14 protein-coding genes, 3 tRNA genes and 1 riboswitch are annotated in these 15,878 nt (G+C 60.1%); of the genes, 14 read left to right on the plus strand and 3 right to left on the minus strand.

Features of this window, described 5'->3' with window-relative positions:
- Positions 1-57: 57 nt before the first annotated feature.
- The 5 genes from astA (at position 58) to astE (ending at position 5,403) form a co-directional block, all read left to right on the plus strand.
- Complete coding sequence (gene astA / locus L1O02_RS08060) at positions 58-1,083, plus strand: arginine N-succinyltransferase (protein WP_016968175.1); 1,026 nt, start codon at positions 58-60, stop codon at positions 1,081-1,083.
- Entirely contained in the window at positions 1,080-2,549 is a 1,470-nt protein-coding gene (gene astD / locus L1O02_RS08065) for a succinylglutamate-semialdehyde dehydrogenase (protein WP_235760237.1), read from the plus strand. Before astA ends, astD begins: the two co-directional genes overlap by 4 nt.
- Before the next feature lie 135 nt (positions 2,550-2,684).
- Positions 2,685-4,031 carry an N-succinylarginine dihydrolase gene (gene astB / locus L1O02_RS08070; protein WP_060840596.1) on the plus strand — a complete coding sequence of 449 codons (1,347 nt, stop codon included), beginning with the start codon at positions 2,685-2,687 and terminating at the stop codon, positions 4,029-4,031.
- Positions 4,032-4,092: 61 nt separating this feature from the next.
- Positions 4,093-4,380, plus strand: coding sequence for a hypothetical protein (locus L1O02_RS08075; protein ID WP_016968178.1), 288 nt, complete (start codon positions 4,093-4,095; stop codon positions 4,378-4,380).
- Between the two features lie 12 nt (positions 4,381-4,392).
- Positions 4,393-5,403, plus strand: a complete 1,011-nt coding sequence (gene astE / locus L1O02_RS08080; protein WP_060840595.1) for a succinylglutamate desuccinylase — start codon at positions 4,393-4,395, stop codon at positions 5,401-5,403.
- A 57-nt stretch (positions 5,404-5,460) separates the two neighbouring features.
- Here the strand turns inward: astE and L1O02_RS08085 are convergent, their stop codons facing one another.
- On the minus strand, positions 5,461-5,970 hold the full coding sequence (locus tag L1O02_RS08085) for a 6,7-dimethyl-8-ribityllumazine synthase (RefSeq protein ID WP_060844377.1): 510 nt from the start codon (positions 5,968-5,970) through the stop codon (positions 5,461-5,463).
- Positions 5,971-6,090: 120 nt separating this feature from the next.
- Positions 6,091-6,261: riboswitch (FMN riboswitch) on the minus strand.
- Between the two features lie 222 nt (positions 6,262-6,483).
- Here L1O02_RS08085 and ltaE point away from each other — a divergent pair.
- The 8 genes from ltaE (at position 6,484) to mgtE (ending at position 14,314) form a co-directional block, all read left to right on the plus strand.
- Positions 6,484-7,488: a low-specificity L-threonine aldolase gene (ltaE, locus tag L1O02_RS08090; RefSeq protein WP_108545377.1), complete on the plus strand. Its 1,005-nt coding sequence runs from the start codon at positions 6,484-6,486 to the stop codon at positions 7,486-7,488.
- Positions 7,489-7,634: 146 nt separating this feature from the next.
- Positions 7,635-10,259: an alanine--tRNA ligase gene (alaS, locus tag L1O02_RS08095; RefSeq protein WP_235759762.1), complete on the plus strand. Its 2,625-nt coding sequence runs from the start codon at positions 7,635-7,637 to the stop codon at positions 10,257-10,259.
- Positions 10,260-10,356: 97 nt separating this feature from the next.
- Entirely contained in the window at positions 10,357-11,598 is a 1,242-nt protein-coding gene (locus L1O02_RS08100; RefSeq protein ID WP_016968182.1) for an aspartate kinase, read from the plus strand.
- Between the two features lie 188 nt (positions 11,599-11,786).
- Positions 11,787-11,975 carry a carbon storage regulator CsrA gene (csrA, locus tag L1O02_RS08105; protein ID WP_002554426.1) on the plus strand — a complete coding sequence of 63 codons (189 nt, stop codon included), beginning with the start codon at positions 11,787-11,789 and terminating at the stop codon, positions 11,973-11,975.
- Positions 11,976-12,037: 62 nt separating this feature from the next.
- Positions 12,038-12,128, plus strand: a tRNA-Ser gene (locus L1O02_RS08110).
- A gap of 107 nt (positions 12,129-12,235) precedes the next feature.
- Positions 12,236-12,312: transfer RNA gene (locus L1O02_RS08115), tRNA-Arg, on the plus strand.
- A gap of 72 nt (positions 12,313-12,384) precedes the next feature.
- Positions 12,385-12,461 (plus strand) — tRNA-Arg (locus tag L1O02_RS08120).
- Between the two features lie 410 nt (positions 12,462-12,871).
- Complete coding sequence (gene mgtE / locus L1O02_RS08125) at positions 12,872-14,314, plus strand: magnesium transporter (RefSeq protein ID WP_060840590.1); 1,443 nt, start codon at positions 12,872-12,874, stop codon at positions 14,312-14,314.
- A 109-nt stretch (positions 14,315-14,423) separates the two neighbouring features.
- Here the strand turns inward: mgtE and L1O02_RS08130 are convergent, their stop codons facing one another.
- Entirely contained in the window at positions 14,424-14,750 is a 327-nt protein-coding gene (locus L1O02_RS08130; protein WP_016968184.1) for an Arc family DNA-binding protein, read from the minus strand.
- 380 nt (positions 14,751-15,130) lie between these two features.
- On the opposite strand from L1O02_RS08130, the gene phnN reads away from it, so the two are divergent.
- The gene (phnN, locus tag L1O02_RS08135) at positions 15,131-15,712 is read left to right on the plus strand and encodes a phosphonate metabolism protein/1,5-bisphosphokinase (PRPP-forming) PhnN (protein WP_108545380.1); all 582 of its coding nucleotides are present in this window, start codon (positions 15,131-15,133) and stop codon (positions 15,710-15,712) included.
- On the opposite strand, the gene L1O02_RS08140 is transcribed toward phnN, so the two are convergent.
- Entirely contained in the window at positions 15,687-15,866 is a 180-nt protein-coding gene (locus L1O02_RS08140; protein ID WP_060844374.1) for a PA3371 family protein, read from the minus strand. The two genes, phnN and L1O02_RS08140, sit on opposite strands and share 26 nt — an antisense overlap.
- Positions 15,867-15,878: the final 12 nt, after the last annotated feature.

The raw sequence follows: 15,878 nt of genomic DNA on the forward strand, positions 1-15,878 counted from the left end.
CCTGGAAAGCAGCGAGTTTCGCGCAGGCCATCAGCGGCCTGCGTCTGAGGAGATAGCATGATCGTTCGTCCCGTACGCAGCAGCGATTTACCCGCGCTGATCGACCTGGCCCGCAGCACCGGCACCGGCCTCACCACCTTGCCGGCCAACGAAGAGCGCCTGACCCACAGGGTCGGCTGGGCGGAAAAGACCTTTCGCGGCGAAGCCGAGCGCGGCGATGCGGACTACCTGTTCGTGCTGGAAGACGACAACGGCCGGGTAGTGGGCATTTCCGCCATCGCCGGTGCCGTCGGGCTGCGCGAGCCCTGGTACAACTTCCGGGTCGGTCTGACGGTCAGCGCCTCCCAGGAGCTGAACATCTACCGCGAGATCCCCACGCTGTTCCTGGCCAACGACCTGACCGGCAACTCCGAGCTGTGCTCGCTGTTCCTTCACGCCGATTACCGCACCGGCCTCAACGGCCGCATGCTGGCCAAGGCGCGGATGCTGTTCATTGCCGAGTTCCCGCAGCTGTTCGGCAACAAGATCATTGCCGAGATGCGCGGCATGTCCGATGAGAATGGCCGCTCGCCGTTCTGGGAAAGCCTGGGTCGGCACTTCTTCAAGATGGAGTTCAGCCAGGCCGACTACCTGACCGGGGTTGGCAACAAGGCGTTCATCGCCGAGCTGATGCCCAAGTTCCCGCTGTACACCTGCTTTTTGTCCGAGGATGCGCGCAACGTGATCGGCAAGGTTCATACCGACACCGAGCCGGCCCTGGCCATGCTCAAGAGCGAAGGCTTCAGCTACCAGGGCTACGTCGACATCTTCGATGCCGGCCCGGCGGTGGAATGCGAAACCAGCAAGATCCGCGCGGTGCGTGACAGCCAGGCGCTGGTGCTGGCCATCGGCACCCCGGGCGACGACGCCACGCCGTTCCTGATCCACAACCGCAAGCGCGAGGACTGCCGCATCACCGCGGCGCCGGCACGCTTTGCCGCGGGCACCCTGGTGGTCGATCCCCTGACCGCCAAGCGCTTGCAACTCAACGCCGGCGACCAGGTCCGCGCGGTTCCGCTGTCTGCTTCTCGGGAGTCGAAATAATGAGCACGCTGTACATCGCAGGCCAATGGCTGGCTGGCCAGGGCGAAGCCTTCACCTCGGTCAATCCGGTGACCCAGGCGGTCATCTGGTCCGGCAACGGTGCCACTGCCGCGCAAGTGGACAGCGCCGTGCAGGCCGCCCGCCAGGCGTTTCCGGCCTGGGCCAAGCGTTCCCTGGAGGAGCGTATCGGTGTGCTCGAAGCCTTTGCCGCTGCGCTCAAGGCGCGTGCCGACGAACTGGCCCGCTGCATCGGTGAGGAAACCGGCAAGCCCCTGTGGGAAGCCGCCACCGAAGTCACCAGCATGGTCAACAAGATCGCCATCTCGGTGCAGAGCTACCGCGAGCGTACCGGCGAGAAGAGCGGCCCTTTGGGCGACGCCACCGCTGTGCTGCGACACAAGCCTCACGGCGTGGTGGCGGTGTTCGGTCCTTACAATTTCCCTGGGCACCTGCCCAACGGGCACATCGTTCCCGCGCTGCTGGCCGGTAACAGTGTGCTGTTCAAGCCCAGCGAGCTGACGCCGAAAGTCGCCGAGCTGACGGTGCAGTGCTGGATCGAAGCCGGCTTGCCGGCAGGTGTCCTCAACCTGCTGCAAGGTGCCCGGGAAACCGGTATTGCGCTGGCCGCCAATCCGGGTATCGATGGCTTGTTCTTCACCGGTTCCAGCCGCACCGGCAATCATCTGCACCAGCAGTTCGCCGGGCGTCCGGACAAGATCCTGGCCCTGGAAATGGGCGGCAACAACCCGCTGGTGGTGGATCAGGTCGCTGACCTGGACGCGGCGGTGTACACCATCATCCAGTCGGCCTTCATTTCGGCCGGTCAGCGCTGCACTTGCGCCCGCCGCCTGCTGGTGCCGGAAGGCGCCTGGGGTGATGGGTTGCTGGCGCGCCTGGTGGCGGTCAGCGCGAGCATCGATGTGGGTGCCTATGACCAGCAGCCGGCGCCGTTCATGGGCTCGGTGATTTCCCTGGGCGCCGCTCGCGCGCTGATGGATGCGCAACGGCAACTGCTGGCCAATGGCGCCGTGGCCTTGCTGGAAATGACCCAACCCCAGGCTCAGGCCGCCTTGCTGACCCCAGGCATTCTGGATGTGACGGCGGTGGCTGAGCGTCCGGATGAAGAGCTGTTCGGGCCGTTGCTGCAAGTGATCCGCTACGCTGATTTCGATGGGGCGATTGCCGAGGCCAACAACACTCAGTACGGCCTGGCTGCCGGCCTGTTGTCGGATTCCGCCGAGCGCTACCAGCAGTTCTGGCTGGAAAGCCGGGCGGGCATCGTCAACTGGAACAAGCAGTTGACCGGCGCCGCCAGCAGCGCGCCGTTCGGTGGGGTGGGTGCTTCGGGCAACCATCGGGCCAGTGCCTATTACGCGGCGGATTACTGCGCGTACCCGGTGGCTTCCCTGGAAACCCCGAGCCTGGTGCTGCCGAGCGCGTTGACGCCGGGTGTGCGCTTGTCCTGACTGGCGTGGCCTTTTCGCCGGTAAGCCGGCTCCTGCAGAACGCTGTGGGAGCCGGCTTGCCGGCGAGCGAGCGCACTGCGTTCGCCATGTGTAGATACCGATGCCTATAACAAACAGATTCGTGGAGCCTCGCTGATGAAATCCTATGAAGTCAATTTTGACGGTTTAGTGGGGCCGACCCATAACTATGGCGGCCTGTCCTACGGCAACGTGGCCTCCCAGAGCAACAGCCAGCAGGGCTCCAATCCCAAGGAAGCGGCGCTGCAAGGCCTGGCGAAAATGAAAGCGCTGATGGACATGGGCTTTCAGCAAGGCGTGCTCGCCCCGCAAGAGCGCCCGGACGTGGCGGCCCTGCGCAAACTGGGTTTTGCCGGCACTGATGCCCAGGTCATCCAGCTAGCCGCCAAGCAGGCCATGCCACTGCTGGTCGCCAGTTGCTCGGCATCGAGCATGTGGGTGGCCAACGCCGCCACCGTCAGCCCGAGTGCTGACACCGCCGATGGCCGCGTGCATTTCACCGCCGCCAACTTGAACTGCAAATACCATCGCAGCATCGAGCACCCGACCACCAGCCGCGTGCTGGGGGCGATGTTCGCCGACCAGAAACACTTCGCCCATCACGCCGCGTTGCCGGCGGTGGCGCAGTTCGGCGATGAAGGCGCGGCCAACCACACGCGCTTCTGCCGTGATTACGGCCAGGCCGGTGTCGAGTTCTTCGTCTTCGGTCGCAGCGCGTTCGATACCCGTTACCCGGCGCCGCAGAAATACCCGGCGCGCCAGACCCTGGAAGCCTCGCAAGCCGTGGCTCGCCTGCATGGCCTGAGCGAGGAGGGCGTGGTCTATGCCCAGCAGAATCCATCGGTGATCGATCAGGGCGTGTTCCACAACGATGTGATCGCGGTGGGCAATGGCGAGGTGCTGTTCTATCACGAGGATGCGTTCCTCGAGACCGAGAAGATGCTCGCCGAGCTGCAGGGCAAGCTGGGTCGACGCGGCGGCAACTTCCAGTCGATCTGCGTGCCGCGCGCGCAAGTGACGGTGGAAGACGCCGTGCGCTCCTACCTGTTCAACAGCCAGCTGCTGTCCCGCGCCGATGGTTCGATGCTGCTGATCGTGCCGGAGGAGTGCCGCGGCAACGAGCGGGTCTGGCAATACCTGCAAAGCCTCACCAGCTCGGGCGGACTGATCCGTGAAGTGAAGGTCTTCGATCTCAAGCAGAGCATGCAGAACGGCGGTGGCCCGGCTTGCCTGCGCTTGCGGGTGGCCTTGAATGAAACTGAGCTGGCGGCGGTCAATCCTGGGGTTATCATGACCGCGCCGTTGTACGACACCCTGACCCAATGGGTTGGCAAGCACTACCGCGACCGTCTGTGCGAAAGCGATCTGGCGGACCCGCAGCTGCTGCTTGAGTGCCGGACGGCACTGGATGAACTGACGCAAATCCTTAAACTGGGCGCGGTTTATCCCTTCCAGATCAATTGAAAGCCCGCGCCCGGCCCATTCGACCGGGCGTGCCGCTTCACCCCAGATGAGAACGACCCCCATGAGCGATACCCTGCAGCTGATCCTTGAAGACAGCGACGGCACCCAACTGCAAACCTCCTGCACCCGTTTCGCGGTGCTGTGGCAGGGCAAGGAAGTATGGATTCAACAGGACGGCCGCGGCCAACTGCTGATCGGCGTGGACGTGGAGGAGGGTGACGACGAGTACGCCAGTCTGCTGCTGCGTCCGCTGGCGACCAACCTGGTCAGCCTGCAACTGGAAATGGAACCGGCCGACGCCGGTGACGATGATCACGTGCATGGCCCCGACTGCGGCCACGCTCACTAAGGAAGCCGCGCTATGCTCGCCCTCGGCAAACTGCTTGAACTGACCCTCGCCGGCCGTGAACCGGCAGAGAAGACTCAACTGACTGTCGACGGCGTGCGCATGCGCTGGCTGAGCGAGGGCGCCCTGGAAGTCCGGCCGCCCGAAGCTCGCGATAACGGTCTGGACCTGCTGCTGTCAGCCGGTATCCATGGCAACGAGACGGCTCCCATCGAGCTGCTCGACCGTCTGTTGCACGACATTGCCCGGGGCGACCTGAAGCCTCGGGCACGCATTCTGTTCCTGTTCGGCAACCCCGAGGCCATGCGCCGCGGCGAGCGTTTTGTCGAGCAGGACGTCAACCGGCTGTTCAATGGCCGACATGAATCGAGCAGTGGTATCGAAGCCCTGCGTGCCTGCGAGCTGGAGCGTCTGGCGGCGAGCTTTTTCAGTCTGCCGCAGCGCCAGCGCCTGCATTACGACCTGCACACGGCGATCCGCGGTTCGAAGATCGAACAGTTCGCCCTGTATCCGTGGAAGGACGGGCGTCAGCATTCGCGCCGTGAGCTGGCGCGCCTGCGGGCGGCGGGCATGGAAGCGGTGCTGCTGCAGAACAAGCCCTCCATTGTCTTCAGCGCCTACACCTACGATCAGCTGGGGGCCGAATCCTTCACCCTGGAGTTGGGCAAGGCCCGGCCATTCGGGCAGAACCAGGGGGTCAATGTCGAGCGCCTGGAAACCCGCCTCAAGCAGATCATCGACGGCAGCGAGCCCGGGCAAGAGCAGGACAGCCTCGATGGCCTGCAGCTGTTCAGCGTGGCGCGGGAAGTCATCAAGCACAGCGACAGCTTCCACCTGCACCTGCCGGCGGACGTGGAGAACTTTTCCGAACTGGAAGTGGGTTACCTGCTGGCCGAGGACATCGCCCAGACCCGTTGGGTAATCGAGGAGGAGGGGGCGCGGATCATTTTCCCCAACCCAAAGGTGAAGAACGGCTTGCGTGCCGGGATTTTGATCGTGCCGGCCACCGCCGACGGCCTGGCCTGAGGTTCGCCGGCAAGCCGAACCCCCGCAGGGGCCGGCTCGCCGATGATGGGCTAACGCTTAAACCGCGACCGCACGCTGCTCATTGCGGCGCAGGGCGCGCAGCTTGTGCAGGGTGTCGGCGCAGGTCTTCGCCGCTTCCTGGCCCTTGTGCACGAAGTGCTCGAAGAAAAACTTCTGGTGCTCCTCACCCGCATGGAAGTGATGCGGGGTCAGCACCACCGAGAAGACCGGCACTTCAGTTTCCAGTTGCACTTGCATCAGGCCGCTGATCACCGACTGGGCGACGAACTCATGACGGTAGATGCCGCCGTCCACTACCAGGCCTGCTGCAACGATGCCGCTGTAGCGACCGGTCTTGGCCAGCAGCTTGGCGTGCAGGGGAATTTCGAAGGCGCCACCGACTTCGAAGAAGTCGATATCGGATTCCTGGTAACCCTGAGCGAGCATTTCGGCGACAAAGCCCTGACGGCTCTGGTCGACGATTTCCTTGTGCCAGCAAGCCTGGATGAAGGCGACGCGCTCGTTGGGGTGGTGTTTGCTTTTGCTATCGATTGCGGTGGGTTGCATCTGTTCTGACTCCTGTTTGTATGAAAAACAGGGCGTATATGAATCGAATGGGATTTAAGGGTACGCGCAGAGCTTCCGTGGAGAGTCCACGTCTGCCTGACAGCGGCCCTTAGGCGCCAATCCCGTTCTCTCTTCATCCGGACTATGACCGTCGGCCCCGGGATCACACCGGGTCTGCTGACCTTGTCGGCACCTGTGGACCTGCCACGGGTGTCACCAAGCGCTCGCGGGCTATGCACATTGCGCGCAATTACCGCCGGTGGGGAATTGCACCCCGCCCTGAGAACGATTGCCCGGGGTTTTTCCCGGGCGGTGAGTTTTTAACACAGATCTGGCGGGGAAGCATCGCGCCTTTTGGATAATGTTCATCGGATTTTTCATCCTCTGGCGCAAGATTTTCTACAGTTGCTGCTTGATTAATCGTCCACAGGGCCGCAGTAATTCGCTTCGAAAGGGAATTCCCCCTGTCCAAGCGTGGACCCTGGTGTCCCCCTGTAGCCGGAGCCTGATGTGATGAGCGTGATCGATCTTCGTAGTGACACCGTGACCCAGCCGACCCCGGGCATGCTCGATGCCATGGCGCGCGCCCGTACCGGAGACGATGTCTACGGCGAAGACCCGACGGTCAATCAGTTGGAGGCCGAGCTGGCCGGGCGTCTGGGGTTTGCCGCGGCCCTGTTCGTGCCTTCCGGCACCATGAGCAATCTGCTGGCATTGATGGCCCACTGCGAGCGGGGCGACGAATACATCGTTGGTCAACAGGCCCACACCTATAAATATGAAGGCGGTGGCGCCGCGGTGCTGGGCTCGATCCAGCCCCAGCCGCTGGAGTTGCGGGCCGATGGCTCCCTCGACCTGGAGCAGGTGGCGGCGGCGATCAAGCCGGATGACTTTCATTTTGCCCGCACGCGCTTGCTGGCCCTGGAAAACACCATGCAGGGCAAGGTGCTGCCCCTGGCCTACCTGGCCCAGGCCCGAGCCTTCACCCGTGAGCGGGGGCTGGCCCTGCACCTGGATGGCGCACGGCTGTACAACGCGGCGGTGAAGCTGGGGGTGGATGCCCGGGTGATCGCCGAGCACTTCGACTCGGTATCGGTGTGCCTGTCCAAGGGCCTCGGCGCGCCAGTGGGTTCGGTGTTGTGCGGCTGCACAGCGCTGATCGGCAAGGCGCGGCGCCTGCGCAAGATGCTGGGTGGGGGCATGCGTCAGGCTGGTGGCCTGGCGGCGGCGGGACTCTATGCCCTGGAGCATCAGGTGCAGCGTCTGGCGGATGACCATGCCCACGCACAATTGCTGGCTCAAGGGTTGAGCCAGGCCGGCTACAGTGTCGAGCCGGTGCAGACCAACATGGTGTACGTAGAGATGGGAGAGCGGGCCGAAGCCCTCAAGGCATTCGCCGCGGAGCGGGGGATCAGGCTCAGCGCGGCGCCACGCTTGCGTCTGGTTACCCATCTGGACGTGGATGCCGGGCAAATCGAGCAGGTGGTGAGCACTTTTGTCGAGTTTTCCCGTAACTGACAGTGTTCTCCGTCCAATTGACTGTTTGTATCGTACAAACACGCTGTACCAAGTGATTAACGCCGATATAATGCGGCCCTTTGCCGTCGTTTCGTCTGTTGACGTTGCGCACAGGCCTTTGGCCGCAGTCTCCGTGGAAGAACCTAATGAAAAGCGCAGAAATCCGTGAAGCCTTCCTTCGCTTCTTCGAAGAGCAAGGCCACACCCGTGTAGCCTCCAGCTCTTTGATCCCAGGCAACGACCCTACCCTGCTGTTCACCAACGCGGGGATGAACCAGTTCAAGGACTGCTTCCTGGGCCAGGAAAAGCGCGCCTATACCCGCGCTGTCAGCAGCCAGAAGTGCGTCCGCGCCGGTGGCAAGCACAACGACCTGGAAAACGTCGGTTACACCGCTCGTCACCACACCTTCTTCGAAATGCTGGGCAACTTCAGCTTCGGTGACTACTTCAAGCGCGATGCCATCACCTTCGCCTGGACCTTCCTGACTTCCGACAAGTGGCTGAACCTGCCGAAGGAAAAGCTCTGGGTCACGGTTTACGCCAGTGACGACGAAGCCTATGACATCTGGACCAAAGAGGTCGGGGTGCCGGCAGAGCGCATGGTGCGCATCGGAGACAACAAAGGCGCGCCTTACGCTTCGGACAACTTCTGGACCATGGGTGATACCGGCCCTTGCGGTCCTTGCACCGAGATCTTCTACGATCACGGCGCCGACATCTGGGGCGGCCCACCCGGCTCGCCGGAAGAAGACGGTGATCGCTACATCGAAATCTGGAACAACGTGTTCATGCAGTTCAACCGCACCGCCGATGGCGTGTTGCATCCGCTGCCGGCACCGTCGGTGGACACCGGCATGGGCCTGGAGCGGATCAGTGCGGTGCTGCAGCACGTGCACTCGAACTATGAAATCGACCTGTTCCAGAGCCTGCTGGATGCCGCGGCCAAGGCCATCGGTTGCACCAACGATGCCCAGGCCTCGTTGAAAGTGGTGGCCGACCATATCCGTTCCTGCGGTTTCCTGATTGCCGACGGCGTGCTGCCGTCCAACGAAGGCCGCGGTTATGTGCTGCGTCGGATCATTCGTCGTGCTTGCCGCCACGGCAACAAGCTAGGGGCCAAGGGCAGCTTCTTCTATCAGATCGTTGCCGCGCTGGTTGCCGAGATGGGTGAAGCGTTCCCTGAGCTGAAATCCCAGCAGGCGCATATCGAGCGGGTGCTGAAGGCCGAAGAAGAGCAGTTCGCCAAGACCCTGGAGCAGGGCCTGAAGATCCTCGAGCAGGATCTGGCCGCACTGGAAGGCTCGGTGGTTCCGGGCGACGTGGTGTTCAAGCTCTACGACACCTATGGGTTCCCGATGGACCTGACCGGCGACATCGCCCGTGAGCGCAACCTGACCCTCGATGAGGAAGGTTTCGAGCGCGAGATGGAAGCCCAGCGTGTGCGTGCCCGGTCTGCCAGCTCCTTTGGCATGGACTACAACAGCCTGGTCAAGGTTGATGTGGCCACTGAGTTCACCGGCTACCAGGCCACCAGCGGTTCGGCCAAAGTGGTTGCCCTCTATAAGGAAGGGCAGTCGGTAGACATCCTTAATGAAGGCGAAGAGGGCGTCGTGGTGCTTGACCAGACCCCGTTCTACGCTGAGTCCGGCGGACAGATCGGCGACTGCGGTTACCTGCAGGCCGGCAGTGCACGTTTTGATGTGCGCGACACCACCAAGACCGGTGGCGCGTTCCTGCATCACGGCGTACTGGCCAAGGGCAGCCTGATCGTCGGCGCCCCGGTTGAAACCCAGGTCGACGCCGACGTGCGTCACGCCACCTCGCTGAACCACTCGGCCACCCACTTGCTGCACGCTGCCCTGCGCCAGGTGCTGGGCGAGCACGTCCAGCAGAAGGGCTCGCTGGTGGACAGTCAGCGTCTGCGTTTCGACTTCAGTCACTTTGAAGCGATCAAGCCTGAGCAGATCAAGGCCCTGGAAGACATCGTCAACGCCGAGATTCGCAAGAACACGGCGGTGGAAACCGAAGAGACCGACATCGACACCGCCAAGAAGAAGGGCGCCATGGCGCTGTTCGGCGAGAAGTACGGCGACAGCGTGCGTGTGTTGAGCATGGGCGGAGACTTTTCGGTGGAGCTGTGTGGTGGTATCCACGCCAATCGTACCGGCGACATCGGCTTGCTGAAGATCACCAGCGAAGGCGGCGTGGCGTCCGGCGTGCGGCGTATTGAAGCCGTTACCGGTGCTGCGGCTCTGGCGTACCTGAACGCTGCGGAAGAACAACTCAAGGAAGCGGCGACCCTGGTCAAGGGTAGTCGCGACAATCTGATCGACAAGCTGTCGGCGGTGCTGGAGCGCAATCGTCTGCTGGAGAAGCAGCTCGAGCAGTTGCAGGCCAAGGCTGCCAGCGCCGCCGGTGACGATCTGTCCGCTCAGGCGGCTGACGTCAAGGGCGTCAAGGTACTGGCTGCGCGCCTCGACGGCCAGGACGGCAAGGCGCTGCTGGCGCTGGTGGATCAGTTGAAAAACAAACTCGGCCGCGCAGTGATCCTGCTCGGCAGTGTCCATGAGGAAAAGGTCGTACTGGTTGCCGGTGTAACCAAGGACCTGACTGGCCAACTCAAAGCCGGTGATTTGATGAAGCAAGCCGCTACGGCAGTGGGCGGTAAAGGCGGTGGTCGTCCAGACATGGCCCAGGGCGGTGGTGTTGATGCTGCTGCACTGGATGCCGCGCTGGCCTTGACCGTTCCATTTGTCGAGCAGGGCATTTAAGGCGCCGAGCCGGGCCCGTCGTCTAGTGGCGGGTCCTTGCGCTGTGCAGTTTGATTGTTTAACGGGCGCCCCTTTACGGGCTGAGGCGGCTTAGAAAATGGCTTTGATCGTACAGAAATTTGGAGGCACTTCGGTCGGCTCTGTGGAGCGGATCGAGCAGGTCGCTGACAAGGTGAAGAAGTTCCGCGAAGCCGGCGATGACCTGGTGATTGTGCTGTCGGCGATGAGTGGCGAAACCAACCGCCTGATCGATCTGGCCAAGCAGATCAGTGGCGAAGCCATACCGGTTCCCCGTGAGCTGGATGTGATCGTGTCCACCGGTGAGCAAGTGACCATCGCTTTGCTGGCCATGGCATTGATCAAGCGCGGTATTCCAGCGGTGTCCTACACCGGGAATCAGGTGCGCATTCTCACCGACAGTGCTCACAATAAAGCGCGAATCCTGCAGATTGATGATCAGAAGATTCGCAGCGATCTGAAGGCTGGTCGTGTGGTCGTGGTTGCCGGTTTCCAGGGCGTTGATGAGCACGGCAACATCACCACGTTGGGGCGTGGCGGTTCCGATACCACCGGGGTGGCGCTGGCCGCGGCCCTGAAGGCTGACGAGTGCCAGATCTATACCGATGTGGACGGTGTCTACACCACCGACCCGCGTGTGGTACCCAAGGCTCAGCGCCTGGACAAGATCACCTTTGAAGAGATGCTGGAAATGGCCAGCCTCGGATCCAAGGTGCTGCAGATCCGCGCGGTCGAGTTTGCTGGCAAGTACAACGTTCCGCTGCGCGTGTTGCACAGCTTTCAGGAGGGTCCGGGCACCCTCATTACTATTGATGAAGAGGAATCCATGGAACAGCCGATCATTTCCGGCATCGCTTTTAACCGCGATGAAGCCAAGCTGACTATCCGTGGCGTGCCAGACAATCCTGGCGTGGCCTTCAAGATTCTCGGCCCGATCAGCGCGTCGAACATTGAAGTCGACATGATCGTGCAGAACGTTTCGCACGATAACACCACCGACTTCACCTTCACCGTTCACCGCAACGACTACCTGGCTGCCCAGACCGTGCTGGAAAACACCGCACGTGAAATCGGTGCCCGTGAAGTGGTCGGTGATACCGACATTGCCAAGGTTTCAATCGTTGGTGTCGGCATGCGCTCTCATGCGGGCGTAGCCAGCCGGATGTTTGAAGCCCTGGCGAAGGAAAGCATCAACATCCAGATGATCTCCACTTCTGAAATCAAGGTGTCGGTGGTGATTGAAGAGAAGTACCTGGAGTTGGCGGTACGTGCGCTGCACACCGCATTCGAGCTTGACGCTCCGGCCCGACAGGGCGAGTGATGCGTGCTTGAAAGGGGCGCGGTCTGACCGCGCCCTTTGTGTTTTTGATCGGCACGGGAGAAAACTGTTCTTTTGCCCGTGCTAGTCAATACTTAGGCGTGTAGGACTGCAGCCGCCCTGGTTGTAGGCCGACACCCTTTTTTTTGCAGACTGTAGTCCCTGAAAATGTAATGCGTGAGGAGATAGGTATGCTGATTCTGACTCGTCGGTGCGCAGAAAGCCTGATCATTGGTGATGGCGAGATCACTGTGACCGTGCTCGGCGTCAAAGGTAATCAAGTGCGTATTGGTGTCAACGCCCCCAAAGAAGTGGCGGTTCACCGTGAGGAAATTTACCTGCGGATAAAGAAAGAGAAGGACGAAGAACCAAGCCATTAATTTTTATCGTTTTTTTTGTTTGCAAACGGGGAGAAAGCTGGTTAATATACGCCCCGTGTTGCGGAGAGCTGGCCGAGTGGCCGAAGGCGCTCCCCTGCTAAGGGAGTACACCTCAAAAGGGTGTCGGGGGTTCGAATCCCCCGTTCTCCGCCATTATTTGCTTAGTACGTTGTAATCTGGCTTCTTCTGTAAGTTGTTGAAATTACTAGAAAAAGTGCTTGACAAGAAGATTAAACGGCCTATAATGCGCGGCAACAAATGCACTCGTAGCTCAGCTGGATAGAGTACTCGGCTACGAACCGAGCGGTCACAGGTTCGAATCCTGTCGAGTGCACCATTTAAGAGTTAGTTGCAGCGATGTAGTTAACTTGGCTTCAACCAGTTGTGGTCTGGTCTAAAAACACAGAATGCACTCGTAGCTCAGCTGGATAGAGTACTCGGCTACGAACCGAGCGGTCACAGGTTCGAATCCTGTCGAGTGCACCATACACCAGAAAGCCCGCATCGAAAGATGCGGGCTTTTTGCTTTCTGCGATTTACCCATCTATCTCTCTTCTTACGGTTTGGGGCTGGAACGGCTTGGTTCGTTGGCAGTCGAATAGCCAGCCTGCCTCCAGGTTTTTTCTGTTGGCATGTGTTTTCTGTTTCGGCGCGGGCGTCGCAGTTTCACAGATTCGGACGCTGCTTAGGTTTGTGCCGCAAGCGCTTGTTCTTGCCACGATTTTTTAACGTTTAAAGCTGCCAAGGGGTGTATCATTGCGCCCGTCAGCCCCGCCGGGGCTTGTGGAATACCTCCATGGACTTACCCAGTAGTTATTCAGTATCCCGTTTTCACAATCATGAACTGACTGATTGATCCTTCCGGCGTGCTCCTCTGCTGGGAGTGGAGTTCGCCTATGACCGAAGTAGAAGTAAAGAAGACGCAGGAAAGCCTGCAGGACCGCCTCGCTCAAGTCGTTGAGCTGCTGCAGCGCCAGCGGGTAGTCGAAGACCTGACACACCGTCAGGAAGGTCACCACCATGATCGGGTCGAGAACCTGGTCCACCGGCAGAATCTCGTCGAGTTGCAGCGCAAGCTTGATGATCTGCACTCTGCCGACGTTGCCTACATCCTTGAAGCCTTGCCGCTGGAAGAGCGACTGACCGTTTGGCAATTGGTCAAGGCTGAGCGCGATGGCGACATTCTTCTCGAAGTATCCGATTCCGTTCGTGAAACCCTGATCGCCGACATGGATGATCATGAGCTCCTGGCCGCTGCCAAGGAGATGGACGCTGACGAACTTGCTGACTTGGCTCCCGAGCTGCCGCGAGACGTTGTCCATGAGCTGATGGAGGCTCTCGATGGCCAGCAGCGTGAGCGTGTTCGTTCTGCGCTGTCTTATGACGAGGAGCAGGTCGGTGCGTTGATGGACTTCGAGATGGTGACGATCCGCGAGGATGTCAGTCTCGAAGTGGTGCTGCGTTACCTGCGCCGGCTCAAGGAGCTGCCTAGTCACACCGACAAGCTGTTCGTGGTGGATTACGACGGTGTGCTCAAGGGCGTGCTGCCGATCAAGCGCCTGTTGGTCAATGATCCGGACAAGCAGGTCTCGGAAGTCATGGCTAGCGATCCGGTGAGCTTTCATCCTGATGAGGATGCCTATGACGCTGCTCAGGCATTTGAGCGCTATGACCTGATTTCTGCTCCTGTGGTCGATAAGAATGACAAGTTGATCGGTCGTTTGACCATCGACGAAATGGTCGACCTGATTCGTGAAGAGAGTGAAACCGAAGTCCTCAATATGGCGGGTCTGCGCGAGGAGGAAGATATCTTCGCCTCAGTCTGGAAGTCCTTGCGCAACCGTTGGGCCTGGCTGGCCATCAATCTGATCACGGCGTTCGTTGCGTCGCGCGTGATTGGTCTGTTTGAAGGTTCCATCGAGAAATTGGTAGCCCTGGCGGCCCTGATGCCGATTGTTGCCGGTATTGGCGGCAACTCGGGTAATCAGACCATCACCATGATCGTTCGGGCCATGGCCTTGGATCAGGTAAGCACCGGTAATACTTCGCGCCTGATGCGCAAGGAGCTGGCGGTGGCTCTGATCAATGGCCTGGTCTGGGGAGGGGTGATCGGTGTTGTTGCCTATATGCTCTACGGGAGCTGGTCGCTGGGAGTGGTGATGACTGCTGCGATGACCCTGAACCTGTTGCTGGCAGCTTTGATGGGGGTTCTGATTCCCATGACTCTGGCGCGCCTGGGGCGCGATCCGGCAATGGGGGCTAGCGTAATGATTACGGCCATGACCGATAGTGGCGGTTTCTTTATCTTTCTCGGCCTGGCGACAATCTTCCTGCTTTGACTCTTCCTTTATGCATGGGTAACCCGCGAAGCGCCTTTATGGCGCTTCGTTGTTTTTATCGCAGGCAAAAAAAAGCCAGCAACTAGGCTGGCTTGAGCATTCTGGGGAGTCAGTTGGCGTCTGCGGCCATTTCAGCGTCGTGGGCTATCAGCGAAACCAAAGCGTTTTGCTGACGATGTGAAAGTTGGCGGAAGCGTTGAAGTAGTTCGCGCTCATGCAAGGACAGCTCTGGGCTGTCCAGGCGCATGCTCAACTCTTCACCCAAGGCGCCTTCCTGAATAAGACTCTGTTCCAGGCGCGCGATGATTTCGGAGTTCATGCTGCGGTGATGATTGCGAGCCACCTCGGCAATGCGTTCACGCATCCCGTCGGGTAGACGTACGACGAACTTGTCAGCCGTACGGCTGGAATAAATTGCCTGTTTCAATGGGCGCATATATTTAACCGGTTAGTTCAGGGGAGCGGTTCTCGGAATTGGCCGCGAGCTGTCTTTTAGGACAAGCCGTATTGCCAAATGTTCAACCTGAATTGTTAAGAGGCCCGCATCATGCCTCAAAATTGCCAGATCCTTGGCGTCAATTCTGTGACAAATATTGAACTGGATAAAGGCGTTATGCCAGCACCAATTATCAGAAATGCGGACTGGTTTGAAAAGATCGCCGACTCCACATTGTGGGCCGCATTCTCCCATCCGACGGGGGGGGTTAGTGTGCGGACGAGCGTGCATGCTATGTGGATGAGAGCGTAATCCCTACTTGTTTAGAGGATAGTGGCAAATGGCCGATTTACTAGTTGGGCTGTCCTGGGTGGCGACTCATGCCGGGTAGGGTGATTTATCTGATGGGGCCCTCAGGAGCCGGCAAGGATAGCTTGATTGATGCGGCCAGGCAGCCTATTAGCGCATTGGGGTGTGAGGTGGCAAAAAGAGTGATCACCCGCTCGGCTGAGTCTGTGGGCGAGGAAGCGCTCGAAGTTACGTCCGAGGAATTTGAACGGCGTGTCGCGTTGGGTGAGTTTGCTTTGTTCTGGCGTGCCAATGGTTTGGGTTATGGCATTCCCAGGCAGATTGATGCTTGGCTGGCGCAGGGGCGAAATGTCCTGGTCAATGGTTCTCGAGGGTATTTGCGTCAGGCGCGAAAGCGCTATCCCGATCTGATTCCTATAGTTCTGACGGTCGATAACGAAGTGCTGCGCCGGCGTTTACTGCGTCGTGCCAGGGAAAGCCTACCGGAGATTGAGCGTCGTCTGCAGCGCAACCAGCAGTTTGTCAGTACTGCCTGGCTGGATGAAGAGCGTGTCATACGCTTGGATAATTCGGGTGCGCTCGAGGCCACTCTGGTGCGTCTGTTGGCCATACTCCGTGAGCAGGGTGTCAGCGCAGTACCGGGTCAAACTTGATCTTGCGTCCGGCCAGAAGTGCCAACAGGAACAGGCCGAACATCGAGCCGCAGATGATCAGCGCAGCATTTCCTAGTGAGTCGTCAGGTAGTAGCAAGGCGGAAATGCCGCTGAGTAGAGTCAGAAAAAGCAGGCTTTTGGCTGCATTGGACATGATGGCTCCTGG

The organism is Pseudomonas sp. BC42, from assembly GCF_021560055.1.
In the GTDB taxonomy this organism is placed as follows: Bacteria; Pseudomonadota; Gammaproteobacteria; order Pseudomonadales; family Pseudomonadaceae; genus Aquipseudomonas.

Excerpts from the sequence above, each read along its gene's own strand:
- astA (WP_016968175.1), top strand. The coding sequence starts at position 58 with ATGATCGTTCGTCCCGTACGCAGCAGCGATTTACCCGCGCTGATCGAC.
- astB (WP_060840596.1), top strand. The coding sequence starts at position 2,685 with ATGAAATCCTATGAAGTCAATTTTGACGGTTTAGTGGGGCCGACCCAT.
- L1O02_RS08075 (WP_016968178.1), top strand. The coding sequence starts at position 4,093 with ATGAGCGATACCCTGCAGCTGATCCTTGAAGACAGCGACGGCACCCAA.
- astE (WP_060840595.1), top strand. The coding sequence starts at position 4,393 with ATGCTCGCCCTCGGCAAACTGCTTGAACTGACCCTCGCCGGCCGTGAA.
- L1O02_RS08085 (WP_060844377.1), bottom strand. The coding sequence starts at position 5,970 with ATGCAACCCACCGCAATCGATAGCAAAAGCAAACACCACCCCAACGAG.
- ltaE (WP_108545377.1), top strand. The coding sequence starts at position 6,484 with ATGAGCGTGATCGATCTTCGTAGTGACACCGTGACCCAGCCGACCCCG.
- alaS (WP_235759762.1), top strand. The coding sequence starts at position 7,635 with ATGAAAAGCGCAGAAATCCGTGAAGCCTTCCTTCGCTTCTTCGAAGAG.
- L1O02_RS08100 (WP_016968182.1), top strand. The coding sequence starts at position 10,357 with ATGGCTTTGATCGTACAGAAATTTGGAGGCACTTCGGTCGGCTCTGTG.
- csrA (WP_002554426.1), top strand. The coding sequence starts at position 11,787 with ATGCTGATTCTGACTCGTCGGTGCGCAGAAAGCCTGATCATTGGTGAT.
- mgtE (WP_060840590.1), top strand. The coding sequence starts at position 12,872 with ATGACCGAAGTAGAAGTAAAGAAGACGCAGGAAAGCCTGCAGGACCGC.
- L1O02_RS08130 (WP_016968184.1), bottom strand. The coding sequence starts at position 14,750 with ATGCGCCCATTGAAACAGGCAATTTATTCCAGCCGTACGGCTGACAAG.
- phnN (WP_108545380.1), top strand. The coding sequence starts at position 15,131 with ATGCCGGGTAGGGTGATTTATCTGATGGGGCCCTCAGGAGCCGGCAAG.
- L1O02_RS08140 (WP_060844374.1), bottom strand. The coding sequence starts at position 15,866 with ATGTCCAATGCAGCCAAAAGCCTGCTTTTTCTGACTCTACTCAGCGGC.